Consider the following 15,900-nt stretch of genomic DNA (forward strand, 5'->3'; position numbering starts at 1 on the left):
GGTCCATGTCCCCACACCGGTGGTACACTGTCCGCCACATAGCCTGAATATAAAGAGGGGAGGCCAGGCTGTACGTAGCCTGTAGCCTCCCCGAGCGTTTCTGGACTAAGCATGAGAATACTGATCATTGGCCCCAGCTGGGTCGGCGACATGGTGATGGCGCAGACCTTGTTCCAGTGCCTGAAACAGCAGCACCCCGACTGCGTGATCGACGTGTTGGCCCCCGAGTGGAGCCGGCCGATCCTCGAACGCATGCCTGAAGTGCGCCAGGCCTTGAGCTTCCCGCTCGGCCACGGCGCGCTGGAACTGGCCACGCGGCGGCGTATCGGCAAGTCCCTGGCCGGCCAGTACGACCAGGCCATCCTGCTGCCCAACTCGCTGAAGTCGGCCCTGGTGCCGTTCTTCGCCGGCATCCCCAAACGTACCGGCTGGCGCGGCGAAATGCGCTTCGGCCTGCTCAATGACGTACGCAAGCTGGACAAGGCCCGCTACCCGCTGATGATCGAGCGCTTCATGGCCCTGGCCTACGCGCCAGGCGCCGAGCTGCCGCAGCCGTACCCGCGCCCCAGCCTGCAGATCGAAGCGTCAAGCCGCGAGGCCGCCCTGGCCAAGTTCGGCCTGGAGCTGGACCGCCCGGTGCTGGCGCTGTGCCCCGGTGCCGAGTTTGGCGAAGCCAAGCGCTGGCCGGCCGAGCACTATGCTGCCGTGGCCGATGCAATGATCCGCCAGGGCTGGCAGGTGTGGCTGTTTGGCTCGAAGAACGACCACCCGGTCGGCGAGCAGATCCGCGACCGGCTGATCCCGGGGTTCCGTGAAGAATCGTCCAACCTGGCCGGCGAAACCTCGCTGGCCGAGGCCATCGACCTGATGTCCTGCGCGAATGCCGTGGTGTCCAACGACTCCGGGTTGATGCACGTGGCGGCCGCGCTGAACCGGCCGCTGGTGGCAGTGTACGGCTCGACCTCGCCTGGCTTCACCCCGCCGCTGGCCGAGCAGGTGGAGGTGGTGCGCACCGGTATCGAGTGCAGCCCATGCTTTGACCGTACCTGCCGCTTCGGCCACTACAACTGCCTGCGCCTGCTGGAACCGGGCAAAGTCATCGCCGCCCTGCACAGCCTGAGCGGGCCGGACCTGATCGATACCGTGGCCGAGGTCGACTAAGTGCGGGTACTGATCATCAAGACTTCGTCGCTGGGGGATGTGATCCACACCCTGCCGGCGCTTACCGATGCCGCCCATGCCATCCCGGGCATCCGTTTCGACTGGGTGGTGGAAGAAGGCTTTGCCGAAATCCCCAGCTGGCACCCGGCGGTCGACCAGGTTATCCCGGTGGCTATCCGCCGCTGGCGCAAGAACCTCTGGCAAACCCTCAAGAGCGGCGAGTGGCGGGCGTTCAAGAAGCGTGTGCGCGAGCGCAAGTACGACCTGGTGATCGACGCCCAGGGCCTGGTCAAGTCGGCTTGGCTGACCCGCTACGTGAAGGCCCCGGTCGCTGGCCTGGACCGCTACTCGGCCCGCGAAGGCTGGGCCAGCCGTTTCTATGACCGGCCGCTGTCGGTGGCCACCGGGCAACACGCGGTAGAGCGGGTGCGCCAGCTGTTCGCCATGGCCCTGGCTTATGACCTGCCGGAAGGCATCGGCAACTACGGCCTGGACCTCGACCGCCTGCAACTGCCGCCGGCTGCGCCTTATGTGGTGTTCCTGCATGGCACCACCTGGGCCACCAAGCACTGGCCTGAGGCCTACTGGCGTGAGCTGGCCGAGCGCATGGGCCGGCGCAAGCTGGAAGTGCGCCTGCCATGGGGCAACCCGGCCGAGAAGGCACGGGCCGAGCGCATTGCCCAGGGCTTGAACAACTGCCAGGTGCTCCCCAAATTGAACCTTGTCGGCGTCGCACGTGTGCTGGCGGCGGCAAAAGCCTGCGTGGCGGTCGATACCGGCCTTGGCCACCTGGCGGCGGCACTTGATGTGCCGACCATTTCGCTGTTTGGCCCGACTAACCCGGGCCTGACTGGCGCCTACGGACGGACCCAGATTCACCAGGCCAGTGACTGGCCTTGCGCTCCCTGCCTGCAGAAAAAGTGCACCTATAAACCGAGCGCCGATGACCTGGCCCGGTTTGATCTGAAACGCGAGTGGCCGCTGTGCTTCACTCGCCTGAATCCCGAGCATGTGGCGAGCCGCTTGAGCGCGTTGCTGCTGGCTGAGGATGTCCGTTGATGCAACTGGCTTTCGTACTTTACAAATATTTCCCTTTTGGCGGGCTGCAGCGCGACTTCATGCGCATTGCCCTGGAATGCCAGAAGCGGGGCCACCAGATCCGTGTCTACACGCTGATCTGGGAGGGTGATATTCCGCCGGGCTTCGAAGTGCTGGTGGCGCCGGTGAAGGCGATCTTCAACCACCGTCGCAACGAGAAGCTCAGTGCCTGGATGGCCGCCGACCTGGCCAAGCGCCCGGTCGACCGCCTGATCGGCTTCAACAAGATGCCGGGGCTGGACGTGTACTACGCCGCCGACGGCTGCTTCGAAGACAAGGCGCAAACCCTGCGTGGTGGCCTTTACCGCCGCTGGGGCCGCTACCGGCACTTTGCCGAATACGAGCGTGCGGTGTTCGCCAAGGACGCACATACCGAAGTGCTGATGATTTCCGAAGTGCAGCAGCCGCTGTTCATCAAGCATTACGGCACCCCGCCAGAGCGCTTCCACCTGCTGCCACCGGGTATTTCCCTGGACCGCCGCGCGCCGGCCAACGCCGCCGAAATCCGCGCCGAGTTCCGCAAGGAATTCAACCTGGGCGATGACGACCTGCTGCTGGTGCAGATTGGCTCGGGCTTCAAGACCAAGGGTGTGGACCGCAGCCTCAAGGCCTTGGCCGCGCTGCCTTCGGCCCTGCGCAAGCGCACCAGACTGATGGTGATCGGCCAGGACGACCCCAAGGTGTTCCAGCTGCAAAGCGCCACCCTGGGCCTGGGCGATCAGGTGCAGTTCCTCAAGGGGCGCAGCGATATCCCGCGCTTCCTGCTGGGCGCCGACCTGTTGATTCACCCGGCCTATAACGAGAACACCGGTACGGTGCTGCTCGAAGCGCTGGTGGCCGGCTTGCCGGTGCTGGTGTCCAGGGTGTGCGGCTACGCGCATTACATTGCCGAGGCCGACAGTGGCCTGGTGCTGGACGAGCCGTTCGAGCAGGAGCAGCTCAACGGCTACCTCCAGCGCATGCTCGAAGACCCGCAGGCCCGCGCCAGCTGGTCGCGCAACGGCCTGGCATTTGCTGAAACCGCTGATCTGTACAGCATGCCGCAGCATGCTGCCGACGTGATCCTGGGGCAGAAAACCGCATGAAGCTGATACTGGGCGAACCCTTCAAACGCCTGTGGGCCGGGCGTGACGCCTTCGACGCCGTAGAGGCGCTGCAAGGCGAGGTCTATCGCGAGCTGGAAGGGCGCCGCACGCTGCGCACCGAGGTGGCTGGCGAGGGCTTTTTCGTCAAGATCCACCGTGGCATCGGCTGGGGCGAGATCTTCAAGAACCTGTTCACCGCCAAGCTGCCGGTGCTTGGCGCCGGCCAGGAATGGCAGGCCATCCAGCGCCTGCATGAAGTGGGCGTGCCGACCATGACCGCAGTCGCCTACGGCGAGCGCGGCAGCAACCCGGCCACGCAGCACTCGTTCATCATTACCGAGGAACTGGCGCCGACCATCAGCCTGGAAGACTTCAGCATCGACTGGGTCAAACAGCCGCCCGAGCCGCGCCTGAAGCGTGCGCTGATCGCCGAAGTGGCGAAGATGACCGGCGGCATGCACCGCGCCGGGGTCAACCACCGCGATTGCTACATCTGCCACTTCCTGCTGCACACTGACCGCCCGGTGACGGCGGATGACTTCAAGCTGTCGGTGATCGACCTGCACCGCGCGCAAACCCGGGCGACAATCAGCCGTCGCTGGCGCGACAAGGACCTGGCCGCGCTGTACTTCTCGGCGCTGGACATCGGCCTGACCCAGCGCGACAAGCTGCGTTTCCTGCGCGGTTACTTCCAGCGCCCGCTGCGGCAAATCCTCAAGGACGAAGCCGCGCTGCTCGCCTGGCTGGAGCGCAAGGCGCAGAAACTCTACGACCGCAAGCAACGCTATGGGGATGCACTCTGATGGCGAGTTGGACACTGGCGCCGGGTTATGAACACCTGGCGGCGGACTTCGGCAGCCTAGATGCAGTATTTGCCGTTCAAGGCGAACGCCTGACCCGCGACCCGCTGAGCGAGGTGGTGCGCATCGAGCGTGACGGGGTCAACTACTACGTCAAACGCTATACCGGCGCCGGCAAGCACATGCGCCGCTACCTGGGCCGGCCACGCATCAAGGCCGAATGGCAGAACCTCAAGCAGTTCGCCAAGTGGGGCATTCCTACCGCCGAAGTGGTGGCCTGGGGCCTGGAGCGCAATGGCCTGGCCTTTGGCCGCGGGGCGATGATCACCCGCGAGTTGCCCAACACCGAAGACTTGTCGGCACTGGCCGAGCGTAACGATGCGCGCCTGGGCGACCGCGCCTGGGTCGACCATATCAGCCGGCAGCTGGCTCACCATACCCGGGTGATGCACGAACACCGCTTCGCCCATAACGACCTGAAATGGCGCAACCTGCTGGTCGATGACCAGGGCACGCTATTTTTCATCGACTGCCCCACCGGCGATTTCTGGCGCGGCTTCATGTGGCGGCACCGGATGATCAAGGACCTGGCGTGCCTGGACAAAGTGGCCAAGTATCACCTGTCGGCCACCCAGCGTCTGCGCTTCTACCTGCAATACCGTGGCCGCGACCGGCTGAATGTGCGCGACAAGAAGCGCATTCGCCAGGTACTGGGCTTTTTCGAGGGAAGGGAATGACCGATTACCTGGCCAGCGCAGACCTCGCGCTGCTCAAACGCCATGGCCTGAACGACTTCGAGGCGCTGTGGGCGCTGCAACTGGACGCCGTGGACGAACCCAACACCGGCCGGGGCGGCTGGAGTAGCGTGTTCCGCCTGGAACTCGAAGGCAAGGGCTACTACCTCAAGCGCCAGAGCGACTACCTGACCCGCACCCTGCACCGGCCGTTCGGCGAGCCGACCTTCGCCCGCGAATTCCGCAATATCAGCCGTTACCAGAAGCTGCACATTCCGGCCTTGCAGGCGGTGTTCTATGGTGAGCGCAAGCAGGGCGGCAAACACCGGGCCATCTTGATGACCCGCGCCCTGGACGAGTGGGCTGACCTCGACAGCCTGCTGGCGCAGTGGTCGCAGCTGGGTGACGCCGAACGCACAGGCATCCTGCAGGGCTGTGGCCGGCTGGCGCGCACGCTGCACAGCGCCGGCCAGGTGCATGGCTGCTTCTACCCCAAGCACATCTTCCTGCGCCAGCGCCGCGAAGGGTGGGATGCGCAATTGATCGACCTGGAAAAGACCCGGCCGCTGCTGTTCGGCATGCGTGACCGGCTCAAGGACCTGGAGCCGCTGCTGCGCCGCGCCCAGGCCTGGAGCGAGCAGGATGTGCGTACCCTGCTGGCTACATACCTGGCGCAGCCAGCCGACGGCTCGCTGGTCGATACCTGGCTGCAACGCCTGACGCAACGCCGTCGTGAAAAAGAGGCCCGCTGATGCGTTTGTCTGAACTGAAGAATGCCGGGCGCAGCCCGTCGTTGCCGCTGAGCATTACCTTGGCCGATGCCGCTGGCAGCGCCGACCTGCAACTGCTCAGCCTGCTGCGTGTGTTGCCGGGCCAGCGCTATGTTGGCGCCGGCGTTTGGCGCGGTACCCCGGTGCTGGCCAAACTGCTGGTCGGTGGCAACGCTGCCCGGCATTTCCAGCGTGAACTGCAGGGCGTGAAGCTGTTGGCCGAGCAGGGCCTGACCACGCCCAAGCTGCTGGCCGACGGCCTCAAGGAAGGCGAGGGCGGCTGGCTGCTGTTCGAGTTCCTCGACGGCGCCGAAAGCCTGGCCGATGCCTGGGCCGCGGTGGAAAACCTGCCGGTGCTGGCCGACGAGCAGCACCTGGTACTGGGCGAGGCACTGACTGCAGTGGCGCACATGCATGCCCAGGGCCTGTGGCAGGAAGACCTGCACCTGGACAACCTGCTGCGCCATGGCGGCAAGCTGTACCTGATCGACGGCGCCGGCATCAAGGCCGAAACCCCGGGCCAGCAGCTGTCGCGGCAGCGCGTCCTGGAAAACCTAGGCGTATTCTTCGCCCAGTTGCCCAAGCGCCTGGAGCCGTTCATCGAAGAGTTGCTGGTGCATTACCTGTTGGCCAATGCCGAGCACGCGCTACCGCTGGAAGCCCTGCAGAAGCAGGTCGACAAGGTGCGCAGCTGGCGGCAGAAGGACTACCTGGAGAAGGCCGGCCGCGAATGCAGCCTGTTCAGTGTCGAGCGTAGCCTGTCCGGCTTGCGGGCGATCCGTCGCAAAGAAGTGGACGCCATGCTGCCTGTGCTGGAGCAGGCGGATGCACTGATCGACAAGGGACATCTATACAAGACCGGTGGCGCCGCCAGCGTGGCGCGTATCGAGGTCAACGGCCGCAAGCTGGTACTCAAACGCTACAACATCAAGAACACCGCACACTGGTTCAAGCGCTTCTGGCGCCCGAGCCGGGCCTGGCATTCGTGGATTGAAGGGCACCGCCTGGAATTCCTCGACATCGCTACTCCACGCCCGCTGGCGGTGCTGGAGCAGCGGGTGATGGGCCTGCGCAGCCGCGCCTACCTGGTCACCGAGTATGTCGATGGCCCGGACCTGACCGCATGCTTCGCGCCCTACGTGGAGAACGGCGATGCCCCCGAAGAACAGGTCGATGCCTTGGCGCATGTCATGCAACAGCTGATTCGCGAGCGGATCAGCCATGGGGACTTCAAGGGCCACAACCTGTTCTGGGACAACGGCCGGTGGTCGCTGATCGACCTCGACGCCATGTGCCAGCACGCCACCCAGCTGAGCTTTGCCCCGGCCTACGCCCGTGACCGGGCGCGGCTGCTGCGCAACTGGCCGAGTGGCAGTGCCTTGCATCAGCGGTTGGACCGGCTGCTCCCCAAGCTGGCTGAGTAGTCCGCGGGTAGCGCCAGCCAATCGCTGCTGCGCCCCGGCTGGCGCACGCGGATATGCCATTGAGCATCCTGCAGGCGCAGCACCGCCCAGATCGGCACACTGGTTTGCATGTGCTCCGGGATGGCGAGGTGGTAATGTCCGGCAAGGGGGTGGTGCCGCACGTTGACCTGCTGCTTGCCCAGTTGCAGAAACAGCGCACCCTCCGCTTCGAACACCTCTGGCTCACCGGCCACCGCTGAGCCAGTGAGGGGCATGAGAGGGTGGCAGGCCGCCAGCAATTGTTTCAGGTCGGGCAGGCCGTCATACCAGAGCAGTGGAGAATCCACCACCCAGGCACCGTCAAGGCGACGTTTGATGGGGAGCTTCAAGTAGGCGAGTGGCAGTTTCGGGTCGGTAGCGCGCCAGCGGGTGCCATCGAAACTGACATTGAAGTAACGCCCTTGCCCGTCCCTGACGTAGTACAAGGATAAACCCGAGCTGGCCGAGGTCTGCTCATACACCGCCTCGCCGTGCGCGCCGTCGATTCGATATCGGAGTTTTGCCTCGGGTGGCCTGGCCTCGTAACGGGACGGCAGCGGTACCGGCGGTGGCTTGGGCATGCCGCGCAGCACGCGGCGCATCATGCCCGAGCCCGCCAGGGTGTTCAGCCCTTCAGTGGCATGGCTGAGGGCGGCAACGGCGTGATGCAGCGCACCCTCATGGTCATCTTCATGGAATGCTTCGAAACCATCCCAGATCGAAATCCCCATGCGCCCGAAGGCCAGCGCGATGAGTTGGCGCTGCGGCAATACCAGAGTGATGATGTCCAGCAATAGCCGCAGCACGTTGATCGAGAATGTGCCAAGCAATTCCTCGTTGCTGCGGGTAGCAGCGTTGGTTTCCGCCATCAGGCTGTTGACCTCTGCGCGGTAGACTGCGTCATAGAGGTTACCGGTGATGGTCTGCTGCCGTATGTGCGAACCCAGCCGCCCTTTTACCAAGAGCGTCTCCAGGCTCTTGGGGTTGGCCAATGGCAGGCGTTCTAGCACATAGTTGCGCAGGCGCTCGTCGCCACGTACCGCGCGGATCAGCCCGCGCGCGTTGGCGTATTCGCGCCAGTAGCGGCGGTCAGGGGCGTCCGGGGTGTAGATGACGATTCGCCTGGAGTTGAGGGGCGACACCAGTACCAGCACGCCTTGCAAGGTGTGCTCCTGAATGAGCAATTGCTGTACGTCCACGCGCTGTTCTTCGTTGAAGTAGGGGCGGTTGTGGCTGTCGGGTGCGTTGATGACTGTGCTGGCCCAGCCGTAGCCTTGTTCCAACGTATCCACAAGAAAGTGCCCTGCATAACGCCCCTTGACAGCATCGGCGTTCATGCGGCTGCGGTTTAGTTGCGCGTGGGCCAATTGCCGCCACTGGCCTTCGGGTGAGTCGAGCAGTTGTGTACGCAGATAAGCCTGGTAGCTGGTTCCGGCATTGAGCCGTCGCACCACTTGTTTGACCCTTGAAGGGGTGAGGGCAGGTATCGCTTCGCCACCGTCCAGATGCACTTTTGCCGTTAGCCAATAGTCGACTTCGAACCAGGCGATGTTGAGGAGCGCCAGTTCGTCGAGCCTGTAGGTATGGCCGACAAATTCGACGGTATCTCCCACGATAGGCCTGCTGGCTGCTGGGATGTAGCCGGTGGCGCTACCGGTGGACGACGGGTTGATCAGTGGGCCCACCTGGCGTGCGACAGTTACGCTGATGAAGACATCGCGGGGGTCGATATCCAGGCCTGGGTCACGTTGCAAGTACTCCCGCAGCCGCTCGCGAACCCAATTCAGTAGCGAGTTTTTCTGGTTGAACTGTTCCAGCGTGAGAATACCGGGGGCAGCAGCGCCCTCGATGGCAGCGACTTGTTGCTGCAGCGCCTGCATGATGTGCGTGACACCTTGCTGTGAAGTGGTGCGTAACCAGTTAGGCAGGTGGTTTTCAAGCAGCAGCCCGTAGCGGGTGGCGAGCGGGCCGGTGCTGCCGACCTGGTTGCGCATGTCCAAGGCGTCGGCCAGCGCTTTGTCGAGCTGTTGAATGTTGCGCTGCAGGCCTTGTTTCCAGCTGTCGTGCCAGGCTTGGGTCAGGCGCGCCAGCTGGGCGTCGCGGATGGCAAATGCCTGAAACTGCACCAGCTCCTCGGTATACCAGTCATAGCGCAGCTGCTCGGCCTGGCGGGCGCGCTGCTTGTGCTCTGGATTGTTCAGCAGCCCCAGCAGGTGCTCGCTTTGCTGCGGGTCCTCCAGGCGTTCGCAAAGTTCCTTGTGCAGTTCGGCAAGGTTGTCGAACGCCTCCACGCCGTGCGCCACACTGCAGAGCAGTGCACGGCCGACGTCGGCATGCTGATCCAGCGTCTGGCCCTCCGGGCCGTGCTCCGTAAGTACGATGAACCCAGGCAAGTGGCTGCGCCAGTTGGGTTGGGTTGCCGTCAGCAAGGGGCGGTAGAGCTGAGGGCGCGACTGCAGCGGCAGATGCCTGCGCTGCCACGGCAGGGGCAGTTCCAGGCAGGTTCTAAGCAGCCGGATGTGTTCGCTGGAGAGTGTCTGGTCAGTGCTGCGCAAGCGCATCTCAGCTTCGAACTGGTCGCTGCGCAGCGAGGCCAGACGCACGACGCGGGTCAGGCCCTTGCTGTCGCGTTCTTGCCAATCGGCGGCCAGGCGTGCATGCAGGTCCTGGCGAAGCGTACGGCAGAAACTGTCGATCTGCGCACTGAAGCCAATCGGCAGACTCAGCGCCTGGTGTTTGGCGTGGCCGGGTCGGCTACCCGCGGGCAACTGGAAGGTGCCACCGTCGAACAGGTGCAAGCCTACCAATGTCAGCAAGTTGTCGGTGTCGAAATAGAGCGTGCGAGCGGTGATGCCGAGGCCAGGGAAAAGCTGTTCCAGGCGCTGGTCAAGGTGCTTTTCTATGCTGCCCGCCACCGGGAGCAGCGCTGCGAGGCGTTCATCCAGCGCTTGAAAGCGATCTGGCGTGGTCATGGTCCGTGTCCTTCCAGGAAAACGGACCATGCTGCAGCCTGACGGCCTGGACCAGGTGTTATCCGGCTACCTCAGCGGCTGTTCATGCCACGCACACTGAGCCAGGCCGGGATGCCCAGGCCAAAACATGACAGCGCATCCCACCACCCGTCACCGAGCAGCGCTGCGAACAGGCCGAGCACGGCCAACAGCGCGAGCACTGCCGGCCAGATAAAAATCTGCCAGGTCGATTGCGACTTGTGGCTCATGCCCGTGCCTCCCGGGGTTTGCGCTGTTTACCCCACCACAGGTACAGGCCGCTACCGAGCACGATTATGGTGAGTAAGTCGAGCACTGCCCAGAGGATCTGCATGGGCCGACCGCCGTAATCGCCGAAGTGCAGCGGTTGCGACAGGCCCATGGCGTCCATGTACCAAGGGCGTTCGCCCACGGCGGTCAGCTGCAGGGTACGGGCATCGATCAGCACTGCCGTGAACAGGTGCGAGCTCAGGTGCGTGGCGCCGTTCATGAACACCGCGTAGTGGTGCTCGCTGGAGAAGCGCGTGCCGGGGAAGGCGATGAAGTCCGGGCGCATGCCGGGGGCAGCCTGTTCGGCAATTGCCAGCAGGCGCGTGGCGGGTGCGCGCTCGGTGAGCGGCGGGGCATCGCGGTAGGGGGCAACCATGGTGGCCAGGCTGTCGTTGCGCCAGGCCGCGATGACCAGGTCGGACAGAGCGCTGATCACGCCAGTCACGCCTACCGTGAGTGCCCAGGCCAGGGTCACCACGCCGATCAGGTTGTGCAGGTCGAGCCAGCGCAGGCGGCGGGATTTCTCGTGGCGCACGGTGCCGAACTCCAGGCGGCGCATGAACGGTGCATAGAGCACGGTGCCGGAGACGATCGCGACGATGAACAGCACGCCCATGAACGCCAGCAGCAGCTTGCCGGGCAGGCCGGCAAACATGTCCACGTGCAGGCGCAGCATCAGCATCATGAAGCCGCCGTTGGCCGCCGGCATGGCCACCGCCTCGCCGGTACGCGCGTCGAGCATGAAGGTGTGCGACAGGTTAGGGTCGGTACCGGCGGTGGCCGCGGTAATGGCGACCACGCCGTTGGGTTCGTCTTCGTCGTAGCCGAAGTACTGCATGACCTCGCCGGGGCGGTGCTGCTCGGCTTTGAGCACCAGCTGCTGCAAATCGAGGTGCGGGGTGCCTGCCGGCATTTCACGCAGTTCGGGCGCGTCACCGAGCAGGTGTTCGAGTTCATGGTGGAAGATCAGCGGCAGGCCGGTGACTGCCAGCAACAGCAGGAACAGGGTGCAGACCAGGCTGCTCCAGGTGTGGACCACGGACCAGCGGCGGATGGTTGGGCTTTTCATCACGGTACCGATTTATTCTGTCAGCAGCCCTGCTTTTCTGGTTGGGCTGTGTGGGAGCGGGCTTGCCCCGCGAAGGGGGCCGCGCGGTGTATGGCACCGGCTACGCCGGTGTTCGCGGGGCAAGCCCGCTCCCACAGCAGCCCCCGCTCACTCAGAACTTATAGGTGGCGCTGGCCACGACGCTACGCTCGTCGCCGTAGTAGCAGTAGTACGAGTCACAGGTAGAGATGTAGTCCTTGTTCAACAGGTTGGTGGCGTTGACCGCTACCGACGCGCCCTTGAGGCTGCTGCTCAGGCTACCCAAGTCGTAATGCACCGAAGCATCGAACACCGTGTAGGCATTGGCCTTGCCCAGGTAAGTATTGCCTTGGTCGCCATAGGTATTGCCGGTATAGCGTGCGCCCAGGCCAATGCCGAAGCCGTCGAGCACGCCGGAGTGCCAGGTGTAGTCACCCCATACCGATGCCTGCTGGTTCGGCATCAGTTGCAGACGGTTGCCTTTGTACAGGCCGTCCTGCACTTCTGATTTTGCCAGCGTGTAGGCGGCGATCACTTTCAGGTTTTCAGTCACATCGGAGACGGCTTCAAGCTCCAGACCGCGGACTTTCACTTCGCCGGTCTGGCTGGTGACGCTGGTGTTACCGTCGTTGCTGGTGACCAGCACGTTTTTCTGAGTCAGGTCGTACACCGCAGCCGACAACAACGTGTTGGAACCAGGGGGCTGGTATTTGATACCCAGCTCCCACTGTTTGCCTTCGGTTGGCTTGAACGAGTTGGTCGGGTCTGCGTCGGCCTTGCTGGCTGGCTGGAATGACTCGGCGTAAGAAAGATAGGGCACAAAGCCCGAGTCGAACACGTAACTGATCGCGGCATTGCCGCTGAAGTTACTGTCACGCTGGGTATTGGTGGCGTCGCCTTTGTTGAAGAACTTGGTGCCCGTATGTACCCAGTCTTCACGGCCACCCAACGTCAGGCGCCAGTTGCCGAGCGCCATCTGATCCTGAATATAGAGGCCGGTCTGGCGCGTTTTCTGATCATAGTCGTAGTAGGCAGTCGAGCGGTCCGGACGGGTGATAGATTGCCCGTATACCGGGTTGTTCACGTTGATGCTGGGGGCGCTACCGTAAATGGTCAGGAAATTGTTGTTGGTGCGCTGGTGGTCCAGGCCGATCAACAGCGTATGGCTGATATCGCCGGTGTTGAAGTTACCTTGAAAGTTATTGTCGACGGCGAACTGGCTGATATCCTCGTCGACGTTGGTAGTGCTGCGCCCGACATTACCTTCGTCGTCCACAACCATGCTGTATTCAGGCATGTAACTGTTGACCGTGATCGTCTGGAACGCAAGGTCCGACTTTGTGTAGCGCAGGTTCTGGCGGAACTGCCACACCTCATTGATGCGGTGTTCGAAGGCATAACCCAGCGCGTAGTAAGTACGGTCGTAGAATTCGTAGTCCGGGTCACCGAGGTTCTTGTGGTGCGAGATCTTGCCGAAGGGCATGTCGATCTTGGTGCCCTGGATCGGCCGAAACTGGCTGGTGACGCCGGTATCGTCGCGGGTGAACTGGCTGAGGACGGTCAGCGTTGTGTCCTCGTCGATATTCCAGGTCAGGCTTGGGGCGATGTTGTAGCGCTTGTTATCGATATGGTCGATCTGCGTTCCGCTGTCACGGACGACGCCGCTAACGCCATACAGGAAGCGGCCTTCATCGTCGATTTTGCCGGTGCTGGCAAAGTTGATCTGACGATGGTTGTCGCTGCCATACTGCACTTCGATCTCGTGTTCGCTTTCGGCTTGCGGGCGACGGCTGACCATGTCCAGCAGGCCGCCGGGTGGAGTCTGCCCGTAAATCGAGGACGCCGGGCCGCGCAGCAAGGCGAGGCGGTCGAGGTTCCAGGTTTCGGCTTTGGGGTTGGCGTATACGCCGCGTGGCAGCGGCAGGCCATCGAGGAACTGGGTTGGCTCGAAACCACGCACGCGCATCCAGTCATAGCGAGTGTCGCTGCCGAAGCTGGCAGAGACGATGCCCGGCATGTAGCGCACCGCGTCATCCAGGCTGTGCACGCTGCGGTCTTTCATCTGCGCGCGGGTGGCAACCGAGATCGAGCGCGGGACTTCAACCAGCGCGGTATCGGTCTTGGTGCCAGCGGCGGTGCGCTTGGCCAGGTAGCCGTCGACCGGGCCCCAGGCGCTCTCGCTGGCGCTGTCGGCATTCACCGTGATTTCTGGCAAGGCCAGGCTGCCATCCGGCGTAGCCACCAGGCTGTAGCTGCCGACGCTGCTCTGTTGCAATTGCAGACCTGTCCCGAGCAGGGCTGCCTGCAGGGCACCGGGGCCATCAAACTGGCCGTTTACCGGGGCCGAGGTGCGGCCGCTGACCAGTGCCGGGTCGATGGCCAGGGCAATGCCGGCTTGGCTGGCGATCTGGTTCAGGGTCGTGGCCAGGGGGGCGCTTGGCAGGTTGTAGGCGCGCGGAGCGGACTCCTCGGCGGCGACCAGGACAGGGCTGATCAGCGGTGTGGCCACGGCGATGGCCAGGGCCATCAGGCTGGGGCGCAGGATACGATCAACGGCACGGGACATGCGGTGGTTCCTCGACGGGTAAGTACTTGCTGCATCCTTGCCGAGCGAGATTTGAAAAGTGACAGAGCGAATCTGAAAATTGTTGAGAATTATTTGAGGGTGGGTTTTGCCTGTGCCGGCCTCTTCGCGGGTGAACCCGCTCCTACAACGGATAGAGATCCTTGTAGGAGCGGGTTCAACCGCGAAGAGGCCGGTACAGGTTTACTTGGAAGTGACCTTTACCCACCACTGGGTATGTCGCTCGATCTTCACCGGCAAGGCCGGCACCAGCGACGCCAGCGCCAGGTCGGTGTCGGTCAGCGGGAAGCTGCCAGTCACGCGCAGGTTGGCGACCTTTTCGTCTACCCCGAGGTAGCCGCTGCGATACTTGCCCAGCGCGGCCAGCAGGTCGCCCAGGCGCACGTCGTCCACCACCAGCATGCCGCGGGTCCAGGCATCGGCACCGGCCGGCACGGTACCGACCCGGCCCAGGCCGTTGGCGCTCATCAGCACCTGCTGGCCTTCGCGCAGCACCTGTTCGTCGCCACTGTTGTGCGGCATGGCGGCAACCGAGGCTTGCAGCACTTCCAGGCGCGTGCCGTGTGCTTCACGGCGTACCAGGAAGCGCGTGCCCAACGGCCGCAGGCGGCCATCGTCGGTGCGCACCAGCAGCGGGCGTGGGTCTTGGTGGCCGGTTTCGACCGAGATTTCGCCCTGATGCAGCACAATCACCCGCTGCTCGCCGGCGTAGTCGATGTCTACGGCGGTGTGGGTGTTCAGGCTCAGCAGGGTGCCGTCTTCCAGGCGCAGGGTGCGCAGTTCACCGGTAGCGGTGCGCTGGTCGGCCAGCCAGTAGCTGGGCGCCAGCGACGGTGCGCCGACCCAGGCCAGCAGCGAACCGAGCAGGAACATGCCGGCCAGGCCTCCACCGACTTTGCCGATGCGCCGACGCAGGCTGACCCGTGATTGCAGCAGGGCCTGGCGTGCCGGGCCGGCTGCTGCGCTGACGCGTTGGTCCATGGCGCCGAGCTGGCGCCAGGCGCGCGCGTGTTCCTCGCTGGCGGCATGCCAGCGCATGAATTCACTGCGCTCATCGGGTGTGCCGCTGGCGTCGTCGAGGCTGAGTTTCCAGGCGATGGCGGCTTCCAGCACCCGCGATGAAACCGGCGCGTTACTCACGTCGGCTCCCCGTACAGGGCCACGTAGCACTGGCGCATGCCTTGGGCGAGGTACTGGCGCACGCGCGATACCGAAACACCCAGGCGTTCGGCGATTTCGGCGTGGCCCATGCCGTCCAGGCGGTTGTGCAGGAATGCCGCGCGGGCTTTGCTCGACAGCTTGCCGAGCAGGCGGTCGATGGCCTTGAGGTCTTCGAGGATCAGGTGCTGCACTTCTGGCGAGGGGTGTTCGGCTTCCGGTATCAGCGCCAGTTCCGCCAGGTAGGCCTGCTCCAGCGCGGCGCGGCGAAAGTGGTCGAACATCAACCCTTTGGCCACGGCGGCGAGGAATGCGCGGGGTTCGCGGGGCGTGTCCAGCTGCTGGCGGCCAAGCAGGCGCACGAACGTGTCCTGGCTCAGGTCTTCGGCACGTTGCCGGCAGGCCATGCTGCGTTGCAGCCAGGCGAGCAGCCAGCCGCGGTGGTCGCGGTACAGAGTACCGACCAGATCGGCGTGTGGGCTGTGTGCTGAAGACAAGCAGCGTCCCCCCGGAACGTGTGCATTAACTAACGATAATTATTCGCGATTGTTGCAGAGGGAGGGGGGTGGGTGCAATGGACGCTTATCGGATTGCCATCATGGTTGGTGTATGGCTTGGGTCATGTAGCGCCTGTGAGATCGAGCGCCGCCCGCGCGGCGCTTCGCGGGGCAAGCCCTAATGCCGGTCAGTTAAGCAATTTGGGGCCGCGTTGCGGCCCATC

Annotated in this window: 13 protein-coding genes; 7 read left to right on the forward strand and 6 right to left on the reverse strand. The window is 64.0% G+C overall.

All coding sequences use genetic code 11. From position 1 onward, the window contains the following. Window positions 1-111: 111 nt before the first annotated feature. The 7 genes from waaF to ACI2KG_RS25510 are packed head-to-tail and all read left to right on the forward strand — an operon-like array spanning window position 112 to window position 7,072. Complete coding sequence (waaF, locus tag ACI2KG_RS25480) at window positions 112-1,161, forward strand: lipopolysaccharide heptosyltransferase II (protein ID WP_404663750.1); 1,050 nt, start codon at window positions 112-114, stop codon at window positions 1,159-1,161. Beyond that, window positions 1,162-2,220 (forward strand): lipopolysaccharide heptosyltransferase I, encoded by a 1,059-nt coding sequence (waaC, locus tag ACI2KG_RS25485; RefSeq protein WP_400616911.1) that lies wholly within the window; start codon window positions 1,162-1,164, stop codon window positions 2,218-2,220. Next, window positions 2,220-3,344: a glycosyltransferase family 4 protein gene (locus tag ACI2KG_RS25490; protein ID WP_404663751.1), complete on the forward strand. Its 1,125-nt coding sequence runs from the start codon at window positions 2,220-2,222 to the stop codon at window positions 3,342-3,344. The genes waaC and ACI2KG_RS25490 overlap by 1 nt, the downstream gene beginning before the upstream one ends. Further along, window positions 3,341-4,147 carry a lipopolysaccharide core heptose(I) kinase RfaP gene (rfaP, locus tag ACI2KG_RS25495; protein WP_404663752.1) on the forward strand — a complete coding sequence of 269 codons (807 nt, stop codon included), beginning with the start codon at window positions 3,341-3,343 and terminating at the stop codon, window positions 4,145-4,147. Before ACI2KG_RS25490 ends, rfaP begins: the two co-directional genes overlap by 4 nt. Beyond that, window positions 4,147-4,881, forward strand: a complete 735-nt coding sequence (locus ACI2KG_RS25500; protein WP_404663753.1) for a lipopolysaccharide kinase InaA family protein — start codon at window positions 4,147-4,149, stop codon at window positions 4,879-4,881. The genes rfaP and ACI2KG_RS25500 overlap by 1 nt, the downstream gene beginning before the upstream one ends. Beyond that, window positions 4,878-5,630, forward strand: coding sequence for a lipopolysaccharide kinase InaA family protein (locus ACI2KG_RS25505; RefSeq protein WP_404663754.1), 753 nt, complete (start codon window positions 4,878-4,880; stop codon window positions 5,628-5,630). The genes ACI2KG_RS25500 and ACI2KG_RS25505 overlap by 4 nt, the downstream gene beginning before the upstream one ends. After that, on the forward strand, window positions 5,630-7,072 hold the full coding sequence (locus ACI2KG_RS25510; RefSeq protein WP_404663755.1) for a lipopolysaccharide kinase InaA family protein: 1,443 nt from the start codon (window positions 5,630-5,632) through the stop codon (window positions 7,070-7,072). Before ACI2KG_RS25505 ends, ACI2KG_RS25510 begins: the two co-directional genes overlap by 1 nt. On the opposite strand, the gene ACI2KG_RS25515 is transcribed toward ACI2KG_RS25510, so the two are convergent. The 6 genes from ACI2KG_RS25515 to ACI2KG_RS25540 all read right to left on the reverse strand — a co-directional run bounded on the left by ACI2KG_RS25515 (window position 7,033) and on the right by ACI2KG_RS25540 (window position 15,676). Then, window positions 7,033-10,062 carry a dermonecrotic toxin domain-containing protein gene (locus ACI2KG_RS25515; protein WP_404663756.1) on the reverse strand — a complete coding sequence of 1,010 codons (3,030 nt, stop codon included), beginning with the start codon at window positions 10,060-10,062 and terminating at the stop codon, window positions 7,033-7,035. The two genes, ACI2KG_RS25510 and ACI2KG_RS25515, sit on opposite strands and share 40 nt — an antisense overlap. Before the next feature lie 71 nt (window positions 10,063-10,133). After that, window positions 10,134-10,310, reverse strand: a complete 177-nt coding sequence (locus ACI2KG_RS25520; protein ID WP_404663757.1) for a hypothetical protein — start codon at window positions 10,308-10,310, stop codon at window positions 10,134-10,136. Then, window positions 10,307-11,419: a PepSY-associated TM helix domain-containing protein gene (locus tag ACI2KG_RS25525; protein ID WP_404663758.1), complete on the reverse strand. Its 1,113-nt coding sequence runs from the start codon at window positions 11,417-11,419 to the stop codon at window positions 10,307-10,309. Before ACI2KG_RS25525 ends, ACI2KG_RS25520 begins: the two co-directional genes overlap by 4 nt. 151 nt (window positions 11,420-11,570) lie before the next feature. Further along, entirely contained in the window at window positions 11,571-14,003 is a 2,433-nt protein-coding gene (locus ACI2KG_RS25530; RefSeq protein WP_404663759.1) for a TonB-dependent siderophore receptor, read from the reverse strand. Between the two features lie 201 nt (window positions 14,004-14,204). Beyond that, window positions 14,205-15,161: a FecR domain-containing protein gene (locus ACI2KG_RS25535; RefSeq protein WP_404663760.1), complete on the reverse strand. Its 957-nt coding sequence runs from the start codon at window positions 15,159-15,161 to the stop codon at window positions 14,205-14,207. Next, window positions 15,158-15,676: an RNA polymerase sigma factor gene (locus ACI2KG_RS25540; protein WP_404663761.1), complete on the reverse strand. Its 519-nt coding sequence runs from the start codon at window positions 15,674-15,676 to the stop codon at window positions 15,158-15,160. The genes ACI2KG_RS25535 and ACI2KG_RS25540 overlap by 4 nt, the downstream gene beginning before the upstream one ends. Window positions 15,677-15,900: the final 224 nt, after the last annotated feature.

It is taken from the genome of Pseudomonas sp. NPDC089407 (assembly GCF_044900445.1).
GTDB lineage: Bacteria > Pseudomonadota > Gammaproteobacteria > Pseudomonadales > Pseudomonadaceae > Aquipseudomonas.